Source organism: Streptomyces sp. SA15, assembly GCF_002291145.1.
In the GTDB taxonomy this organism is placed as follows: Bacteria; Actinomycetota; Actinomycetes; order Streptomycetales; family Streptomycetaceae; genus Streptomyces.
This window is the reverse complement of sequence record NZ_NTGE01000102.1, coordinates 43232-58112: the sequence shown is the minus strand read 5'-3', so window position 1 is coordinate 58112 and position 14881 is coordinate 43232. Positions and strand designations below refer to the sequence as shown.

Here is a 14881-nt window from a genome sequence, read left to right as displayed (position 1 = left end):
AGATCGGTGGGGCGATTGCTCGCTTCCTGCGGAGACGGCACTCGGAGTGGGCGTTCAGCTGCCGTGGACGCCCACCTCGCGGAGCGAATATCCCCAGTCGGTGCCGCGGTCCAGGCCCTGGACCCGGACGTGGCGGGCAGGTGTGCCGGTGAACCGTGCCGTGTCCAGGCCGCCGTCGCCGGTCGTCGTGGACCAGGCGGTCCGCCAGTTCACGCCGTCGGTGGAGAGCTCGACGCGGTACGACCTGCCGTACGCGCGCTCCCAGTCGAGAGTGACGCGCCGGACCAGGTGCGTGGAGCCCAGGTCGATCCGCAGCCACTGGTCGTCGCTCCAGTCGCTCGCCCAGCGGGTGTCCGCGTCGCCGTCCACGGCCCGTCCCGGCGCGTAACTCGTGAACGGGTTCGACTCCGCCGAACTGGCCGCGGCCGAGGCGCCCTCGGCGAGATTCGCTGCGGCCTGGTGCCGCTCCGTTCCGCCCCAGGTGTCGAGGTAGGACTCGGCGCCCCGGAAGAGGTCGTCCACCACGCCCTGGCCGCCGACGTTCCGGATGTCCTCGATCCAGTCCGGGATCATGCCGGCGTGGGCGGCGCCGTCGGTGTTGTAGTCCCAGGTGCGCTCGCCGGTGGTCTGCCTGTCGATGAGGGAGCCGCCGTCGACGCTGCGGAAGGGGTAGGTGACGGGGTTCGGGGTGTCCGCGCCGCGCGGGGCGGGGTGGTCGCCGATGCCGTTGAAGTCGGTGCCGTAGCCGTAGCCCACGTCGTACTTCGCGCGCAGCGCGTCCGTGCGCTCGGCCTCCTCGCCGAACTCCTCGGAGCCGTGCATGTACTGGGCGACGAAGCCGCCGAGGGAGTAGACCCGCTCGGTCCAGTTCAGGTCCATCCAGCTGTGCGAGGACAGCACACCGGGGTACGACTCGGCCTCGAAGATGTCCAGGACCCGACCGGTGGCCTTGACGCTCATGTGGTCGATCTCAACCATCATCTGGCGCTTCATCATGCCGCGCAGGGCGTACTCGCCGAGATCGGTGAGACCACGGACGTTGCACTGCGCGTCCTCGTCGTACTCCGGGACCTCCACGCCGTCCGGGAGGTCCTCCTCGGCATCCGACGCCGCCTGACCGATCGGGTTGTCCTTCTGCGGGCCCGTGCACTTCTCCGTCTGCCAGAAGGTGCCCGTCGACAGGAACTGGCCGACGTTGATCGCCGTACCGAGCCCGTGTTCGTCGAAGCGGACCCCGCACAGCGCGTTGTCGAACTTGTGGCACAGGAACATGCTGCGCACACCCAGGTCGTACAACTCGTCGAGGCCCTTGTCGATGTCCTCCTTGTCGCACTGCGCGACGTCCAGGATCTGCTTGCAGCCGAACGGCTCGGAGGTCTCGACGCCCAGGACGACGGCCAGTTTGCCCTGCCGGACGACCTCGCGGGCCTGGGCGCTGTCGGTGACGATGCGGAACCAGCCCTTGCCGGTGCCGCCGTACATCTCGTCGATGTGGTCCTGCATGGCGTACGTCAGCTTCGCCTGCAGCCGGATCGAGGTCATCTCGTCGCAGCCGCGGTCCTTGAAGGGGTAGACCGAGCAGATCACGCCGTTGGTGACGAGGTCGTTGACGAGGACCCGCTGACCGCCGCGCCAGGCGCGCTCGATCCAGGCGTAGTAGTTCGCCTGGTGGGTCATCGAGTCGTACGCCGGCCAGTCCTTGAACGTCGGCCAGCCGACCGGGTCGTGCTTGCCGTCGCCACCGTGGGTGATGTAGTCGAAGATCGCGAGGGAACCGTCGGGATAGTGCTCGGGACAGTCCTTGAGCGCGTCGGCGATGCCCGCGTCGGAGAACGGCTTGCCGCAGATGAGCCGCCCGCCGAAGGCCTCGTTGGAGAACAGGTGGTTGTGGGCGTCCACGAACCCGCGTACCTCGCCCGCGGAGTTCGTGCCGTTGAACGGCTCGCCGGTGACGTCGATCTGAGAGTCCGGCGTGGGGCGTGCGGCAGGAATCCACCAGTCCGTTCCGGCCGCCGAACTCGGCGTGGGGCCCAGTGCCATGGCCAGCACGAAGAGGAGCAGCGACAAGACGGTGACGTCTTTGCGCCTGTGGTACGGGCGTTGAGCCATGGTCACTACCCACGTCCCCAGAGTTGTCATGACCGGAGCAAGATACGGGACGAGGATCACCGTGGCTCGCGTCCCGAGTCAAGAGGGCCGACCGATCGAGCTGATGCTGTGCACGTACCCAAAGCTGTCGCCTGGCGATACGAGCTCACCACCAGGACGAAATCAAGCTGACACACATATTTACAGCACCTGTTACGTCCCTTACTGTGAACGTTCACGGAATCCCCTACATGCGCATGTCAGGCCCCTGTGCCTCGACTTCGCCACCGTCTCGATCAAAGGAGTTCGGGATGACCGTGAACGGTCCAGGCCGCACAGTGAAGGCCGCCTTGCTCATGGCGGCTGTCGCCCTGCCCGCGTCCCTGCTCACCACGCCCACGACCGCCTCCGCGGCGGGCTCGCTCAGCATGCTCGGCGCCGATGTCTCCACCGCGCAGCGCGCCCTCGACCTCGGCGCCAAGTACTACGACGCGAGCGGCACCGCCAGAGACCCGCTCGACGTCCTCAAGGGCCTCGGCGTGAACTACGTCCGCCTGCGGGTCTGGAACAACCCGGCCAGTGGATACAACAACAAGGCCAAGGTGCTGGCGTACGCGAAGCAGGTCAAGGCCAAGGGTCTCAAGCTGCTGGTCGACTTCCACTACTCGGACACCTGGGCGGACCCGGGCAAACAGTACAAGCCGGCCGCCTGGGCGAGCCACGGCATCAACCAGCTGCAGACGGACGTCTACAACTACACCTACGACGTCTGCAACAGCCTCAAGTCCCAGGGCACCACGCCGGACAGTGTGCAGATCGGCAACGAGATCAACGTCGGCATGCTGTGGGACGACGGCAAGGTGGTCAACAACGACTTCACCAACCTCAGCCTGCTCCTCAAGTCGGGCTACAACGCGACCAAGGCGTGCAACAGCGGCACGAAGGTCATCATCCACACGGCCAACTCGGACAGCGACGCGCATGCACGGTGGTTCTACGACGGCATCAAGGCGAAGGGCGTCAACTGGGACATCACCGGGCTGTCCTACTACTGCCCGTGGCACGGCACGCTGTCCAACATGGGCAGCGTGGTGTCGGACATGAAGTCCCGCTACGGCAAGGACGTGGTCATCGCCGAGACGGCCTACCCGTTCACCTCGGCGAACGCGGACAGCACCGGCAACTCGATCACCTCCGGCTGCTCGGGCTACCCGCTCACCTGGCAGGGCCAGGCCGACAACTTCACCGCCGTACAGAACACGGCCCGCAACGCCGGCGCCATCGGCGTCTTCTACTGGGAGCCGACCTGGTACGCGGTCAAGGGCAACGGATGGGATCCGGCCGACATCAACAACAGTGGAAACGGCTGGGACAACATGGCCATCTTCAACTGGACCGGCCAGGTCAACCCGAACATCAAGTGGACGCCGTAGCCGACAGCTGACACGGACAACGAACGGCACCGCCCCCGGGCGGTGCCGTTCGTGCTCATCCGGCGTCGGCCGCCAGCTCCGGAACGGTCGTCCCGGGAACCGCCTGTTCGGCCGTGGCCGGCTTGCGGATCAGGAGCAGCGCCGCGTCGTCGTGCAGTCGGCCGCCCACATGTGCCAGCAGTTCGTCGTGGAGCGCGGTGAGGGTGCGCGCCGGCTCGTCGGACACGTGGCGCGCCAGCCCTTCGCGGAGGGGGTAGAACTCGCGGTCGCGGTCCCGGGCCTCGGTGACCCCGTCGGTGTAGAGCAGCAGTTGATCGCCGTCTGCGAAGGGCAGTACCTGGAGGCCGGGGGCCTGGCCCGTGAGGGCGCGCAGCCCGAGAGGCGGGGCCGGATGCGTGGGCTCCACCGCCATGACGCTTCCGGACGCGCGGACCAGCAGCGGCGGCGCGTGTCCGCAGTTCACCACCTCCAGATGCCCCGGCCGCGGGTATCCGACGACTACCGCGGTGACGAAGTCGTCGCACCCGAGGTTGCGCGCCAGGCTCCGTTCGATCCTGCCGGCGACGGCGAGGAGGTCGGGCTCGTCGTAGGCGGCTTCCCGGAAGACACCGAGGACCAGCGCGGTGGTCCCCACGGCTGGCAGCCCCTTGCCCCGCACATCGCCGACGATCAGCCGGACGCCGTACGGGGTGGGTATCAGTGCGTACAGATCCCCGCCGATACGGGCCTCGGCCGCCGCGGCGCTGTAGCGGACGGCCACCTGGACCGGGCCGACCGTCGCCGGTACGGGCCTGAGCAGCGCGTGCTGGGCGGTCTCCGCGACCGAGCGGACGGCCGCGAGCACCCGTTCGCGGCGCCCGCGCAGCGCGCTGGCCAGGCCGCTCGCCAGGGTGACGGCCACCAGGGCGGTCAGTACGGCCGCCAGCTCGTGGCCCGGAACACCGTCCCGGGTTCCGAGCGTCGCGCCCAGCACCGCGGCGAGGACGCCGACGCACAGGACACCGCGCGGGCCGTTGGTGGTGGCGGCCAGCGCGGGCCCGGCCGCGAGCAGCGGCAGCCAGATCATCCCCGCTCCGCCGACGAGGTCGACCAGCACGACTACGGAGACGGTCAGCACGGGCAGTACGGGTGTCCCGGCGGCCCAGTGTGCGGCAGCGCGCCGCCGGGAGCGCGCCCCGGGACGGGCCCCTCGGTTCTTGAAGGTCTTGAACGTCTTGAACGGCCGTATCGGCCAGTGGTCGCTGCCATGGTCTCTGGCCTGACTCATGTTTCGTCCGCAGTCCTCACCTGTGTACGGGGGCGCATTCCTGAAATGCCCGTTTCATCCAGGAAACGGGTTCGGCCCGGGCGTCACAAGAAGAGGATTTTCAGATAGTGAGCGAGAGGCTTCTCGTCACACGGCTCGCAGTCGGGATCAGCCGCGACCGGATCTCCTGCAGCCGGGAGAGCCGGTCCGCCGGCAGCGAGACGCCGAGCGAGCCGAGTGTGTCCCCGCTGTAGACGGGCACGGCCACGCAGACCGTGCCGAGGGCGTACTCCTCCAGGTCCGTGACGGCCGGGGCCCCGGGTGAGGAGTCGAGTCGCCGCAGCAGTTCCGGCAGGCTGGTGATCGTCCTTGGCGTGAGGTCGGCGAGGTCGTGCCGGGAGAGGTAGTCCTTGCGGGCCTCCTCGTCCAGTTCCCGCAGTACGGACTTGCCCAGCGCGGTGGCGTGCCCGGCGTCCTCGAATCCCACCCAGAGATCGACGCGGGGTGCCCGGGGACCGTCGACGATCTCGGCGACCCGGATCTCGCCCTCCTCGTAGAAGGTGAGGTAGGCGGCGGTCGCGAACTCGTCCCGCAGCGCGGCGAGCGTGGGACGGACACGGCTGAGCAGCGCCTGCCCACGGCCCGTGGTGTGCAGCGTCTGCAGCTTGTCCCCCAGGACGAACCCGCCGTCGTCCAGCTTCCGAACGTAACCGTCGTGGACCAGCGTCCGCAGGAGGTGATAGGCGGTGGCCAGGGGCAGGCCCGTCTCACGTGCCAGCTGTTTCGCCGGCGCGCCGTTCTCGTGCGCGCTCACCGCCTCCAGCAGGCGGAAGGCCCGCTGGACGGACGTGATGAGCGTGGGGCCGTCGTGCGCACCCATACGACCAGCCTGCGTCAGGCGAACAGCGCAGGCAAGGCGGGCGCGGTGCACCAGGAAGACGGGAAGACGGGAAAGCGGGAAGGCGGGAAGGCGGGAAGATGGGAAGGCGCCCTCACCGCGTGAGTCCCGCCCTCTCGCAGGCAGGCCGGAGCTGCCGGGTGCAGATCTGGTCGATGGTGTACACGCGGTCCTTGACAAGTGTCTGTTGGATGTTACCGACCGTCACCGCTCTCGGGGTGAGCAGGATGGACGGGATGCTCTTGCTGGTGGGGCTGTCGGTCGTCGTCGTGGCGACGTCGCGGATGTCCTCACCGCGCCCCAGGGCGACGGCCATGTCAGCGGCTGCGGCGGCTTCCGTCCTGAAGGGCTTGTACACCGTCATGTACTGCTCCCCCTTGATGATGCGTCGCACGGCGTCGAGGTCGGCGTCCTGACCGGTGACGGGAGGAAGCTCCCTGACACCGGCGCTCTTGAGGGCGGAGATGACACCCGCGGCTATGGCGTCGTTGGCCGCCAGGACGCCGTCGATCCGGGCCGGGCCCAGGGCCGCGATGGCGGCGGACATGTTGGCATGGGCCCGATCCGTGCTCCAGCCCAGGGTCTCGTACGACCTGGCGATCTTCACCTTGCCCGTCAGGACGGACAGCGTGCCCCTCCTGTACCACGCCGCGTTGGGGCTGGTCGGATCGCCGTTCATCATGACGACGTTCCCACCGTTCGTCTGGTCGCCCATGGCCTTCAGGAGCGCCTCGCCCTGGAGCCGGCCGACCTGCGCACCGTCGAAACTGACATAGCCCGAGATCGGGCCTTCCGCGAGCCGGTCGTAGGCGACGACCGGGACACCCGCCCTGCGCGCCTCCTGGATCGAGGAGCGCAGCGCCCTGGTGTCGGCGGCGTCGAGGATCAGGACCTCCACCCCCTTGGTGATCATGGAGGTGACCTGGTGCCGCTGCCTGGTCGCGTCGTTCTCGGCGTTGGCGTACGCCATGGTGCAGCGGGGACACAGCTCCTTCAGCCGCTTCTCGATCAGCGGCTTGTCCGAATGCTCCCAGCGGGGAACCGCTCGGCTCGGCAGCAGCAGGCCGACGGTGAAGCTGTCCGCGCCCGCCTCGTCGTCTCCCCCACAGGTGGCCAGGGACAGCGTCATGAGTCCCGCGACGAGCGCCGCGATGACGTGCCGCGTACGGGTCCTCATGGCAGACCCCCTCGTTCCGTTCCAGGCTCCGGGTCCGCGGGCGCCGGTTCGCGCCGCGGCACCACGATCTCGCTCCAGACCTGCTTGCCGCCGGCCACCGGCATGGAGCCGAAGGCCTCCGACATCGCCTCGACCAGCAGCAGGCCTCGGCCGCCGGTCGACTCCCAGTCCACGATCACCGGCTTGGCGGGCGCACGCGGCGAGGAGTCGATCACGCAGACGCGCACCCGGTCCCCGCGCAGCGTCAGGTCGACGCTGACCGGTCCCTGGGTGTGCACCAGGGCGTTGGTGACCAGTTCGGACACGACCAGCAGCACTTCGTCGGCCACGTCCTCGATCCTCCACCGCCGCAGAGTGCGCGCGGTGAAGCGGCGGGCGTGCATCACAGCGTCGGGCAGCCGCCACACCACCCAGCCGGCCCGGATCGGCCGGGTCTTCATGCCGTCGTAGCGCAGCAGCAACAGCGCCACGTCGTCCTCACGACGGTCGAGGTCGCCGAGCAGTTCGTCGGCCATCCGCCCCGGATCCGCCGGATCGGCGGCGGCGAGCGCGCTGCGCGTCCGCTGCATGCCCTCGTCCAGGGGCAGGTCGGCGGCCTCGACCAGGCCGTCGGTGACCAGGGCGAGCACCGTGCCCGGCGTCAGCGCGACCGCGGTCATGGGGAAATCCGCCTCCGCCAGAATGCCCAGCGGGAGCCCGCCCTCGACCTGCACCTCCTCGGTGCTGCCGTCGGGGTGGCGCAGCATCGGTGAGAGGTGCCCGGCACGGACGAACAGGGTGTTGCCCTGTTCCATGTCCAGTTCGACGTAGCAGCAGGTGGCGAACAGGTCGGTCTCCATGCCGACGAGGAGTCGGTTCGCGTGTGAGACGACCACGTCGGGCGGGTGGCCCTCCACCGCGTAGGCCCTGACCGCCGTACGCATCTGGCCCATGATCGTCGCGGCTCCGGCACTGTGTCCCTGCACGTCACCGATGACCAGCGCCACCCGGTCCTCGGAGAGGGCGATGACGTCGTACCAGTCGCCGCCCACCTGCAATCCCCGTCTGGCGGGCAGATAGCGGGCGACGGCTTTCCCTCCGGCCAGCTCGGGAAGGCGCCGGGGCAGCAGGCTGCGCTGCAGCATCGTCGCGAGCTCCTGCTCGGCGTCGTGCGCGTGCGCGCGCTTGAGGGCCTGCCCGACCAGCGCCGCGGTGGCCGTCAGCAGCGACCTCTCCTCGGGGACGAACTCGTGCGGCTCGTCCCAGCCGACCAGGCACACGCCCGCGACCCGGCCCTTGGCGGGCAACGGCAGGACGGCCAGACCTCCGGCACCGACGCCCCCGAGCGCGGGTTCGAAGGCTGTGCCGGCCGGCCACAGATCCGTACGTCCGTCCCGCAGAGCCATCTGAAGCGTGGGCAGGGCGCTGACCGGGGCGTCCGGCCACTCCGAACGCCACTCGGAACGCCATGCCTCCGGCCAGGCGTCGGGCTTGGGCGGGTCGAGCACGGTGACCATGAGCCGGTCGTCCTGCACCTCGGCGAGTGCCACCCGGTCGGCGCCCAGCGGCTCACGCAGCGCGGTGACCACCACTCGGCTGACGTCACGGACCGTCGCGGCATCGTCGAGTGCGGCGGTCAGCCACTGGATCCTGGAGACGTCGTCGGGGCCCTTGCGCAGAACCGAGGTCGCGGTCACCACGCCCAGGACCTGCTCCGGCGCGCCGTCGGTGCTCGCCACCACCCGGCAGCTCAGGCTCAGCCAGCGCATCTCACCGGTGGGGCGGCGGACACGGAACTCCAGCTCCCGCCGACCGAACGCCTGGGTGGACGGCTCGATGACCGACATCAGCGCGTGCATGTCCTCGGGCAGGGCGTGCGCGAGCAGGGTGTCCGCCTTGCCGTCGAAGTCGTCCGGGGTGATGCCGACCAGGTCGAGCAGAGTGTCGTCCGCCTCGATCAGGCCGGTGTCCGGTACCAGGACGAACGAGCCGACGCGCAGACTCCGCAGGGCGGGACCCAGCAGCGACGACGGCGCGGGCCGGCCGGTCCCTGTCTGGAGCATGCCGACGACGGCGTCGGCGTACCGCTCCAGGAAGCGCCGCTGCTCGGCCTCGAAGCCGTCCGCGGAATCCCCCACGACGACGAGGCAGCCCAGCCGCCTGCCCTCCGCTCCGAGGGGCAGCGCGGCGAGCGGCGCCTCCGCCCGTGGCGGCGTCGGCCCGCCCTCGGGGTAGGAGGCGAGTGCCGCGGGAGTCAGCCACAGGGGCCGGTCGGTGCGGAAGGCGTGCGCCGCGGGTGAACCACCGGACAGGGGCAGCCGCTCCGGCAGCCCGTACTGGGAAGCGGCGCACCCGGCCGTCTCCACCAGCAGGAGCTCTTCATGCCCGCCACCGGGCACGTAGACCGCTGTGAGCGCCGCTCCGGCGAACGTCAGGGCCCGATCACTCGCGGCGGCCTCCGGCACCGGCGGCGGTGAACCGGTGTCCGCGGCGCCGGCCCCGGATGCTCCCAGCTCTGAGACTCCGGCCCGGGCACGGCCGTCATGAGGCATGTCCGCGACCTACTTCCCGTCCATGCGGCAGGTACCGACAGGTTCAGACCGAGCACCCACGTACCAGAATCGCACATGGGAAGTAATAGGACAGATCAGCTTGAATAACATCACTAGCAGGCATCATTCGCAGATCGCCAAAACTGGTGCCAAACTGACGACGTGGTCGTCTTGAAGGCCTGCATACGGGACGCGGCCGTCGCCATGACCGCGATCTCGACGGCCGTCGCTCTCGCGGCCTGCGGGGCGGGCGGAGGGAACGAATCCGGTGGCGGGGAGAGCACACCGCACATCGCTCTGCTGCTGCCGGACTCCACCACGGCTCGCTGGGAGACCCAGGACAGGCCGCTGTTCGAGCGGAAGATCAAGGAGCTGTGCGACGAGTGCACGGTCGAGCACGGCAATGCCAGGGGTGAGGTGGCCATCCAGCAGGAGCAGATGGAATCGATGATCACCAAGGGGGTCGATGTCATCGTGCTGGTGGCCGTGGACGCCCGATCGCTCGCCGCCGCGGTCAGGGAGGCGAACCGGGCGGATGTCCCGGTCATCGCCTACGACCGTCTCGCCGAGGGCCCGATCTCGGGCTATGTCTCGTTCGACGGCGAGGAGGTCGGCAAGCTGCAGGCCAGGGCGCTGCTGACGGCCATGGCCGACAGAGCGCGAGACGGCCAGATCGTGATGATGAACGGCGATCCCAGCGACCCCAACGCGGTGTCGTTCAAGAAAGGTGCGCTGTCCGTGCTCGAGGGCAGAGTGAAGATCGGCAAGGCGTACGACACCCACCAGTGGCGGACCGAGACCGCGAACGCGAACATGTCCGGCGCCATCTCCGCCCTCGGCGTCCGCAACATCCACGGGGTCTACGCAGCCAACGACGGCCTCGCCGCGGGCAGCATCTCCGCCCTCAGAGCGAACAAGGTCGACCCGCTTCCGCCCGTCACCGGGCAGGACGCCGAACTCGGAGCCGTGCGGCGCATCATCGGCGGCGATCAGTACATGACCGTCTACAAGCCCTTCGGGCCCGAGGCGTCCGCCGGCGCCGCCATGGCCGTGGACGCGGCCCGCGGGGAAAGCCTCGACCGGGTCGCCACGGGAGAGGTGAGGACCCGGGACGGGCACGTCGTTCCGGCGGTCCTGCTCACCCCCGTGTCCGTGACCGTCGACACCATCGAGGACACCGTGGTGAAGCACGGCATGTACACGATCGCGCAGATCTGCACCCCCGAGCTCGCCTCGGCCTGCGACAGGGCCGGGCTGACCTGACAGCCGGTTCCGGCGAGGTCCGGTCCCCGGGAAGGAGATGGTTTCCGTGCCGGCTCCCCCCTTGCTGGCGCTGCGCGGCGTGTGCAAGCGCTTCGGCGTCGTCGAGGTCCTCTCCGACATCGAGCTGGAGATTTACGCCGGCCAGGTCGTCGCTCTGCTGGGCGACAACGGGGCCGGCAAGTCCACCCTGGTCAAGGCGATCTCCGGCGTCGCCCCCGCGGACAAGGGCGTCATCGAGTGGGAGGGCCGGGCGGTCCACATCAAACGCCCCCATGACGCCCGGGACCTCGGTATCGCCACCGTCTACCAGGACCTCGCGCTGTGCGGGAACCTCGACGTCGTCGGCAACCTGTTCCTCGGACGGGAGATCCGCAGGTTCGGGTTCCTCGACGAGGTGGAGATGGAGCGCCGCACCAGACGTCTGCTGGAACGGCTGACCAGGGCCGTCCCCGATCTGCGCGCCCCCGTCGTCTCGCTGTCCAGCGGCCAGCGGCAGACGGTCGCCATAGCTCGCTCGCTCCTCGGCGAGCCGCGGGTCCTCCTCCTGGACGAACCGACCGCGGCTCTGGGAATCGAGCAGACCACCGAGGTCCTGGACCTCGTGGACCACCTGCGCGACCGCGGCGTGGGTGTGCTGCTCATCAGCCACAACATGGGCGACGTCAAAGCTCTCGCGGACCGGGCCGCCGTGCTGCGGCTCGGTCGCAACAACGGCTTCTTCGACGTGAACACCGCGTCTCAGGAACAGATCATCTCCTCCATCACCGGCGCCACGGAAAACGTGCCCCGGCGGCCGGCCCCGCTGGAGTCGGGATGGTGAAAGGGATGCGCGACATGGCGGACAACACCCGGGCCGAACCCACCGCACCCCGCACCGAGGCTCGTCCCCCGCACCGCGAGCGGGCCATCGCCCGCGCCGTGGAGGACGGGGTCGCCGTCTTCCGGCGCAAGCTGAGCGCCGGGGAACTGGGCTGGCTCCCCGTCGTCCTCGTCCTCGCCGCGGTCTGGATCACCTTCCAGACCCTCAACGAGAACTTCCTCTCCCCCCGGAACCTGTCCAATCTCAGCGTGGACATCGTGGGCACGGGTCTGATCGCGGTCGGCATCGTCTTCGTGCTGCTGATCGGCGAACTCGACCTGTCGGTCGGCTCGATCAGCGGTCTCGCGGCGGCCGTCTTCGCCGTTCTGAACGTGAACAACGGCGTGCCGGAATGGCTCGCCGTCATCATCGCGGTGTTCGTGGGGACCGTCACCGGGGCCGTCCAGGGCTTCTCCTTCGCCCGGACGCGGGTGCCGGCGTTCGTCGTCACGCTCGCGGGGCTGCTCACCTGGAACGGCTTCATGCTCTACATCCTCGGAACCAGCGGCACCGTCAACCTCGACGAGAACGGGCTCGTCGCCAAGCTGACCAGCTACTACTTCACCCATGACGCCGCCGCCTACGGCGTGGCGGCGGTCGGCGCGGGCATGGTCTTCCTCGTCTCCCACCAGGACAGGCGGCGCCGCATGGCCGTCGGCATGCCGCACCGCTCGCTCCGCGCGATCGGGGTGCGCACGGGCGTGCTCGCGGTGATCGCGTTCGCCGCCGCGTATCTGCTCAACCGCTTCCAGGGTCTGCCGCTCGCCCTCCTGATCTTTCTGGTGGTCGTGGCCGGCCTCGACATCATTCTCCGCCGCACGCACTACGGGCGGCAGGTCTACGCACTCGGCGGCGGCGTGGAGGCGGCCCGGCGCGCCAGCCTCAGCGTGATCCGCGTGCAGACCGCGGTGCTCGCCGTCTCGGGCACCATGGCCGCGGTCGGCGGCCTGTTCCTGGCCTCGCGCATCACCTCGGTGAGCCAGGGTTCGGGCTCGGGTGTCCTGCTGCTGAACGCCATCGCGGCAGCCGTCATCGGTGGCACCAGCCTGTTCGGCGGGCGCGGTACGACCTGGTCCGCGGTGCTCGGCATGCTGGTCATCCAGTCGATCGCCTCGGGCATGGCGATCACGGACACCCCCGCCGCGGTCCAGTTCATCATCACGGGCGGGGTGCTCTTCGCAGCGGTGGTCATCGACTCGCTGTCGCGCCGCACGCAGGAGGCACACGGGCGGGCTTGACGTCCGCTCAGGAGACGGCCGAGCCGTCACGGCGCGCACCTCGAGGTGCGGGAGAGCACCGGTTCCCATAACGTGGTATTTAGAGTGCTTTCAGGGGGTTTCCGCTCCCTTGTCGGGAGGTTCGGCCGTAGTTCTCGTCGCCGCATTGACTTCCCCGCCCCGAACTGGCCGCCCAGGACAAGCAGTTGTTGAAGGTTGTTCTCTCGGCCGCGGAGGACAACGACTGGCGGGTGCAGACGCAATCAGCGACAAGGCGAGCGACGTGATCCTCGCAACCGCCGAAGGAGCATCGCGATGAGCAAGCAACCACGCGCCGCACGGCGTTCCGCGACCGGATACCGTACGTCATTCCCCTGGCGGATCGTCACCCGCGGCGCCGAACTCGTGGACCGGCGCATCGGCTGGGACAGGCTGCCCGTCATTCCGGGCCTGGCGACGCTCCTCGGGCTACGCGTCAGACTCCGCCAGGAGAACCTCCACGACACCGGTCGGCTGCCCTCGGTCGATCTGCCCGATCCCGCGCCCCCCTCCGAGAGCCACAAGGTCAACCGGACCGCCGACGGCAGCCGCAACGACCTCGACGAGCCGCGGATGGGCATGGCGGGCACCCGCTTCGGCCGGAACATCCCGCTGGACCGGATCGGCCCGGCCACGCCTCAGGACGTACTGTCCAGGCCGAACCCGCGCGAGGTCAGCCGCGCCCTGCTCACCCGCGACGAGCTCACCCCGGCCGAATCGGTCAACTCCCTGGTCGCCGCCTGGCTTCAGTTCATGATCCGCGACTGGTTCAGCCACGGTACGAGCCCCAAGGAACGGCCCTGGGAAGTACCGCTCATGGACGACGACCCGTGGCCGGAACACCCCATGCGGATCATGCGGACACCGGACGACCCGACCCGCGACCCGCAGGCACCCACCGGGATGCCCGACACCCGCGTCAACGTGTCCTCCCACTGGTGGGACGCCTCGCAGATCTACGGGACGAACGAGACCGAGCAGCGCCGGATGCGCACCGGCGAGTCGGGCAAGCTGCATCTGTGGGACGACGAGCAGTCCCCGTTCCCCTCGGACGCCGGCCGCGACCCCTCGCGTGTTCCCGGGTTCTGGCTGGGTCTGGCCATGATGCAGAGCCTGTTCGCCAAGGAGCACAACGCGATCTGCGACCACCTGCACGCCACGTATCCGTCCTGGAACGACGAGGAACTGTTCCAGCGTGCCCGGCTCGTCAACGCCGCGCTCCTGGCGAAGATCCACACCGTGGAGTGGACACCGGCCGTGATCAGCCACCCCACCACCGTCAAGGCACTGCGCGCCAACTGGTGGGGCATCGCGGGCGAACGCGTCCACCGACTCTTCGGCCGGATCGGCGACAGTGAGGTCATCAGCGGCATCCCCGGCGGCGCGACGGACCACTACGGCGTCCCGTACTCGCTCACCGAGGAATTCGTGGCCGTCTACCGCATGCATCCGCTCATCCGCGACGAGTGGCATCTGCGCTCCGCCGCCGACGACGAGACCCTGCGCCACTGCACCCTCCGCGACATCTCCGGCCCCGGGGCGCTGAAGGTCCTGGAGACCACCGAGATGGCCGATCTGCTCTACAGCTTCGGCACGCTCCACCCCGGACTGGTCACCCTGCACAACTTCCCCAGGTTCCTGCAGGAGTTCGAGCGTCCGGACGGGCATCTGCAGGACCTCGCCGCCACCGACATCCTGCGCTCCCGGGAGCTTGGTGTCCCCCGCTACAACGAGTTCCGGCGGCTGCTGCGGCTGAAGCCCGCGGCCGACTTCACGGAGCTGACGGACAACCCGGCATGGGCCGAACAGATCGAGCGGCTCTACGACGGCGACATCGAGAAGGTCGACCTCATGGTCGGGCTGTACGCGGAGAAACTGCCGGCCGGATTCGCCTTCAGCGACACGGCGTTCCGCATCTTCATCCTCATGGCATCACGGCGGCTCAACAGCGACCGCTTCTTCACCGAGTACTACACCCCCGAGGTGTACTCCAAGGCCGGTATGGCCTGGATCGACGACAACAGCATGATCACGGTGCTGCTGCGCCACCACCCGGAGCTGCGCACGGCTCTCGCGGGGCTGACGAACGCCTTCGTGCCTTGGCACACCGCCGGAAGGACGGTGGACTGA

The 14881-nt window shown here is 69.3% G+C and carries 10 protein-coding genes; 5 read left to right on the top strand and 5 right to left on the bottom strand.

Annotated features, from left to right (window positions below):
- Positions 1 to 54: 54 nt before the first annotated feature.
- Complete coding sequence (locus CLM62_RS23485) at positions 55 to 2109, bottom strand: discoidin domain-containing protein (RefSeq protein ID WP_095751914.1); 2055 nt, start codon at positions 2107 to 2109, stop codon at positions 55 to 57.
- A 290-nt stretch (positions 2110 to 2399) separates the two neighbouring features.
- On the opposite strand from CLM62_RS23485, the gene CLM62_RS23480 reads away from it, so the two are divergent.
- Entirely contained in the window at positions 2400 to 3521 is a 1122-nt protein-coding gene (locus CLM62_RS23480; RefSeq protein ID WP_095751872.1) for a glycosyl hydrolase 53 family protein, read from the top strand.
- Between the two features lie 55 nt (positions 3522 to 3576).
- Here CLM62_RS23480 and CLM62_RS23475 read toward each other — a convergent pair whose 3' ends face one another.
- The 4 genes from CLM62_RS23475 to CLM62_RS23460 form a co-directional block, all read right to left on the bottom strand.
- Positions 3577 to 4788: a PP2C family protein-serine/threonine phosphatase gene (locus CLM62_RS23475; RefSeq protein WP_179382201.1), complete on the bottom strand. Its 1212-nt coding sequence runs from the start codon at positions 4786 to 4788 to the stop codon at positions 3577 to 3579.
- Between the two features lie 100 nt (positions 4789 to 4888).
- Complete coding sequence (locus CLM62_RS23470) at positions 4889 to 5647, bottom strand: IclR family transcriptional regulator (RefSeq protein WP_095751871.1); 759 nt, start codon at positions 5645 to 5647, stop codon at positions 4889 to 4891.
- A 112-nt stretch (positions 5648 to 5759) separates the two neighbouring features.
- Positions 5760 to 6842 (bottom strand): sugar ABC transporter substrate-binding protein, encoded by a 1083-nt coding sequence (locus CLM62_RS23465; protein ID WP_095751870.1) that lies wholly within the window; start codon positions 6840 to 6842, stop codon positions 5760 to 5762.
- Complete coding sequence (locus CLM62_RS23460; RefSeq protein ID WP_095751869.1) at positions 6839 to 9373, bottom strand: SpoIIE family protein phosphatase; 2535 nt, start codon at positions 9371 to 9373, stop codon at positions 6839 to 6841. The genes CLM62_RS23465 and CLM62_RS23460 overlap by 4 nt, the downstream gene beginning before the upstream one ends.
- Positions 9374 to 9544: 171 nt before the next feature.
- On the opposite strand from CLM62_RS23460, the gene CLM62_RS23455 reads away from it, so the two are divergent.
- The 4 genes from CLM62_RS23455 (at position 9545) to CLM62_RS23440 (ending at position 14881) form a co-directional block, all read left to right on the top strand.
- Entirely contained in the window at positions 9545 to 10636 is a 1092-nt protein-coding gene (locus tag CLM62_RS23455; RefSeq protein ID WP_095751912.1) for a substrate-binding domain-containing protein, read from the top strand.
- Between the two features lie 37 nt (positions 10637 to 10673).
- Positions 10674 to 11456, top strand: a complete 783-nt coding sequence (locus CLM62_RS23450; protein WP_095751868.1) for an ATP-binding cassette domain-containing protein — start codon at positions 10674 to 10676, stop codon at positions 11454 to 11456.
- A gap of 5 nt (positions 11457 to 11461) precedes the next feature.
- Positions 11462 to 12733 (top strand): sugar ABC transporter permease, encoded by a 1272-nt coding sequence (locus CLM62_RS23445; protein ID WP_095751911.1) that lies wholly within the window; start codon positions 11462 to 11464, stop codon positions 12731 to 12733.
- Positions 12734 to 13027: 294 nt separating this feature from the next.
- Positions 13028 to 14881 carry a peroxidase family protein gene (locus CLM62_RS23440; RefSeq protein WP_095751867.1) on the top strand — a complete coding sequence of 618 codons (1854 nt, stop codon included), beginning with the start codon at positions 13028 to 13030 and terminating at the stop codon, positions 14879 to 14881.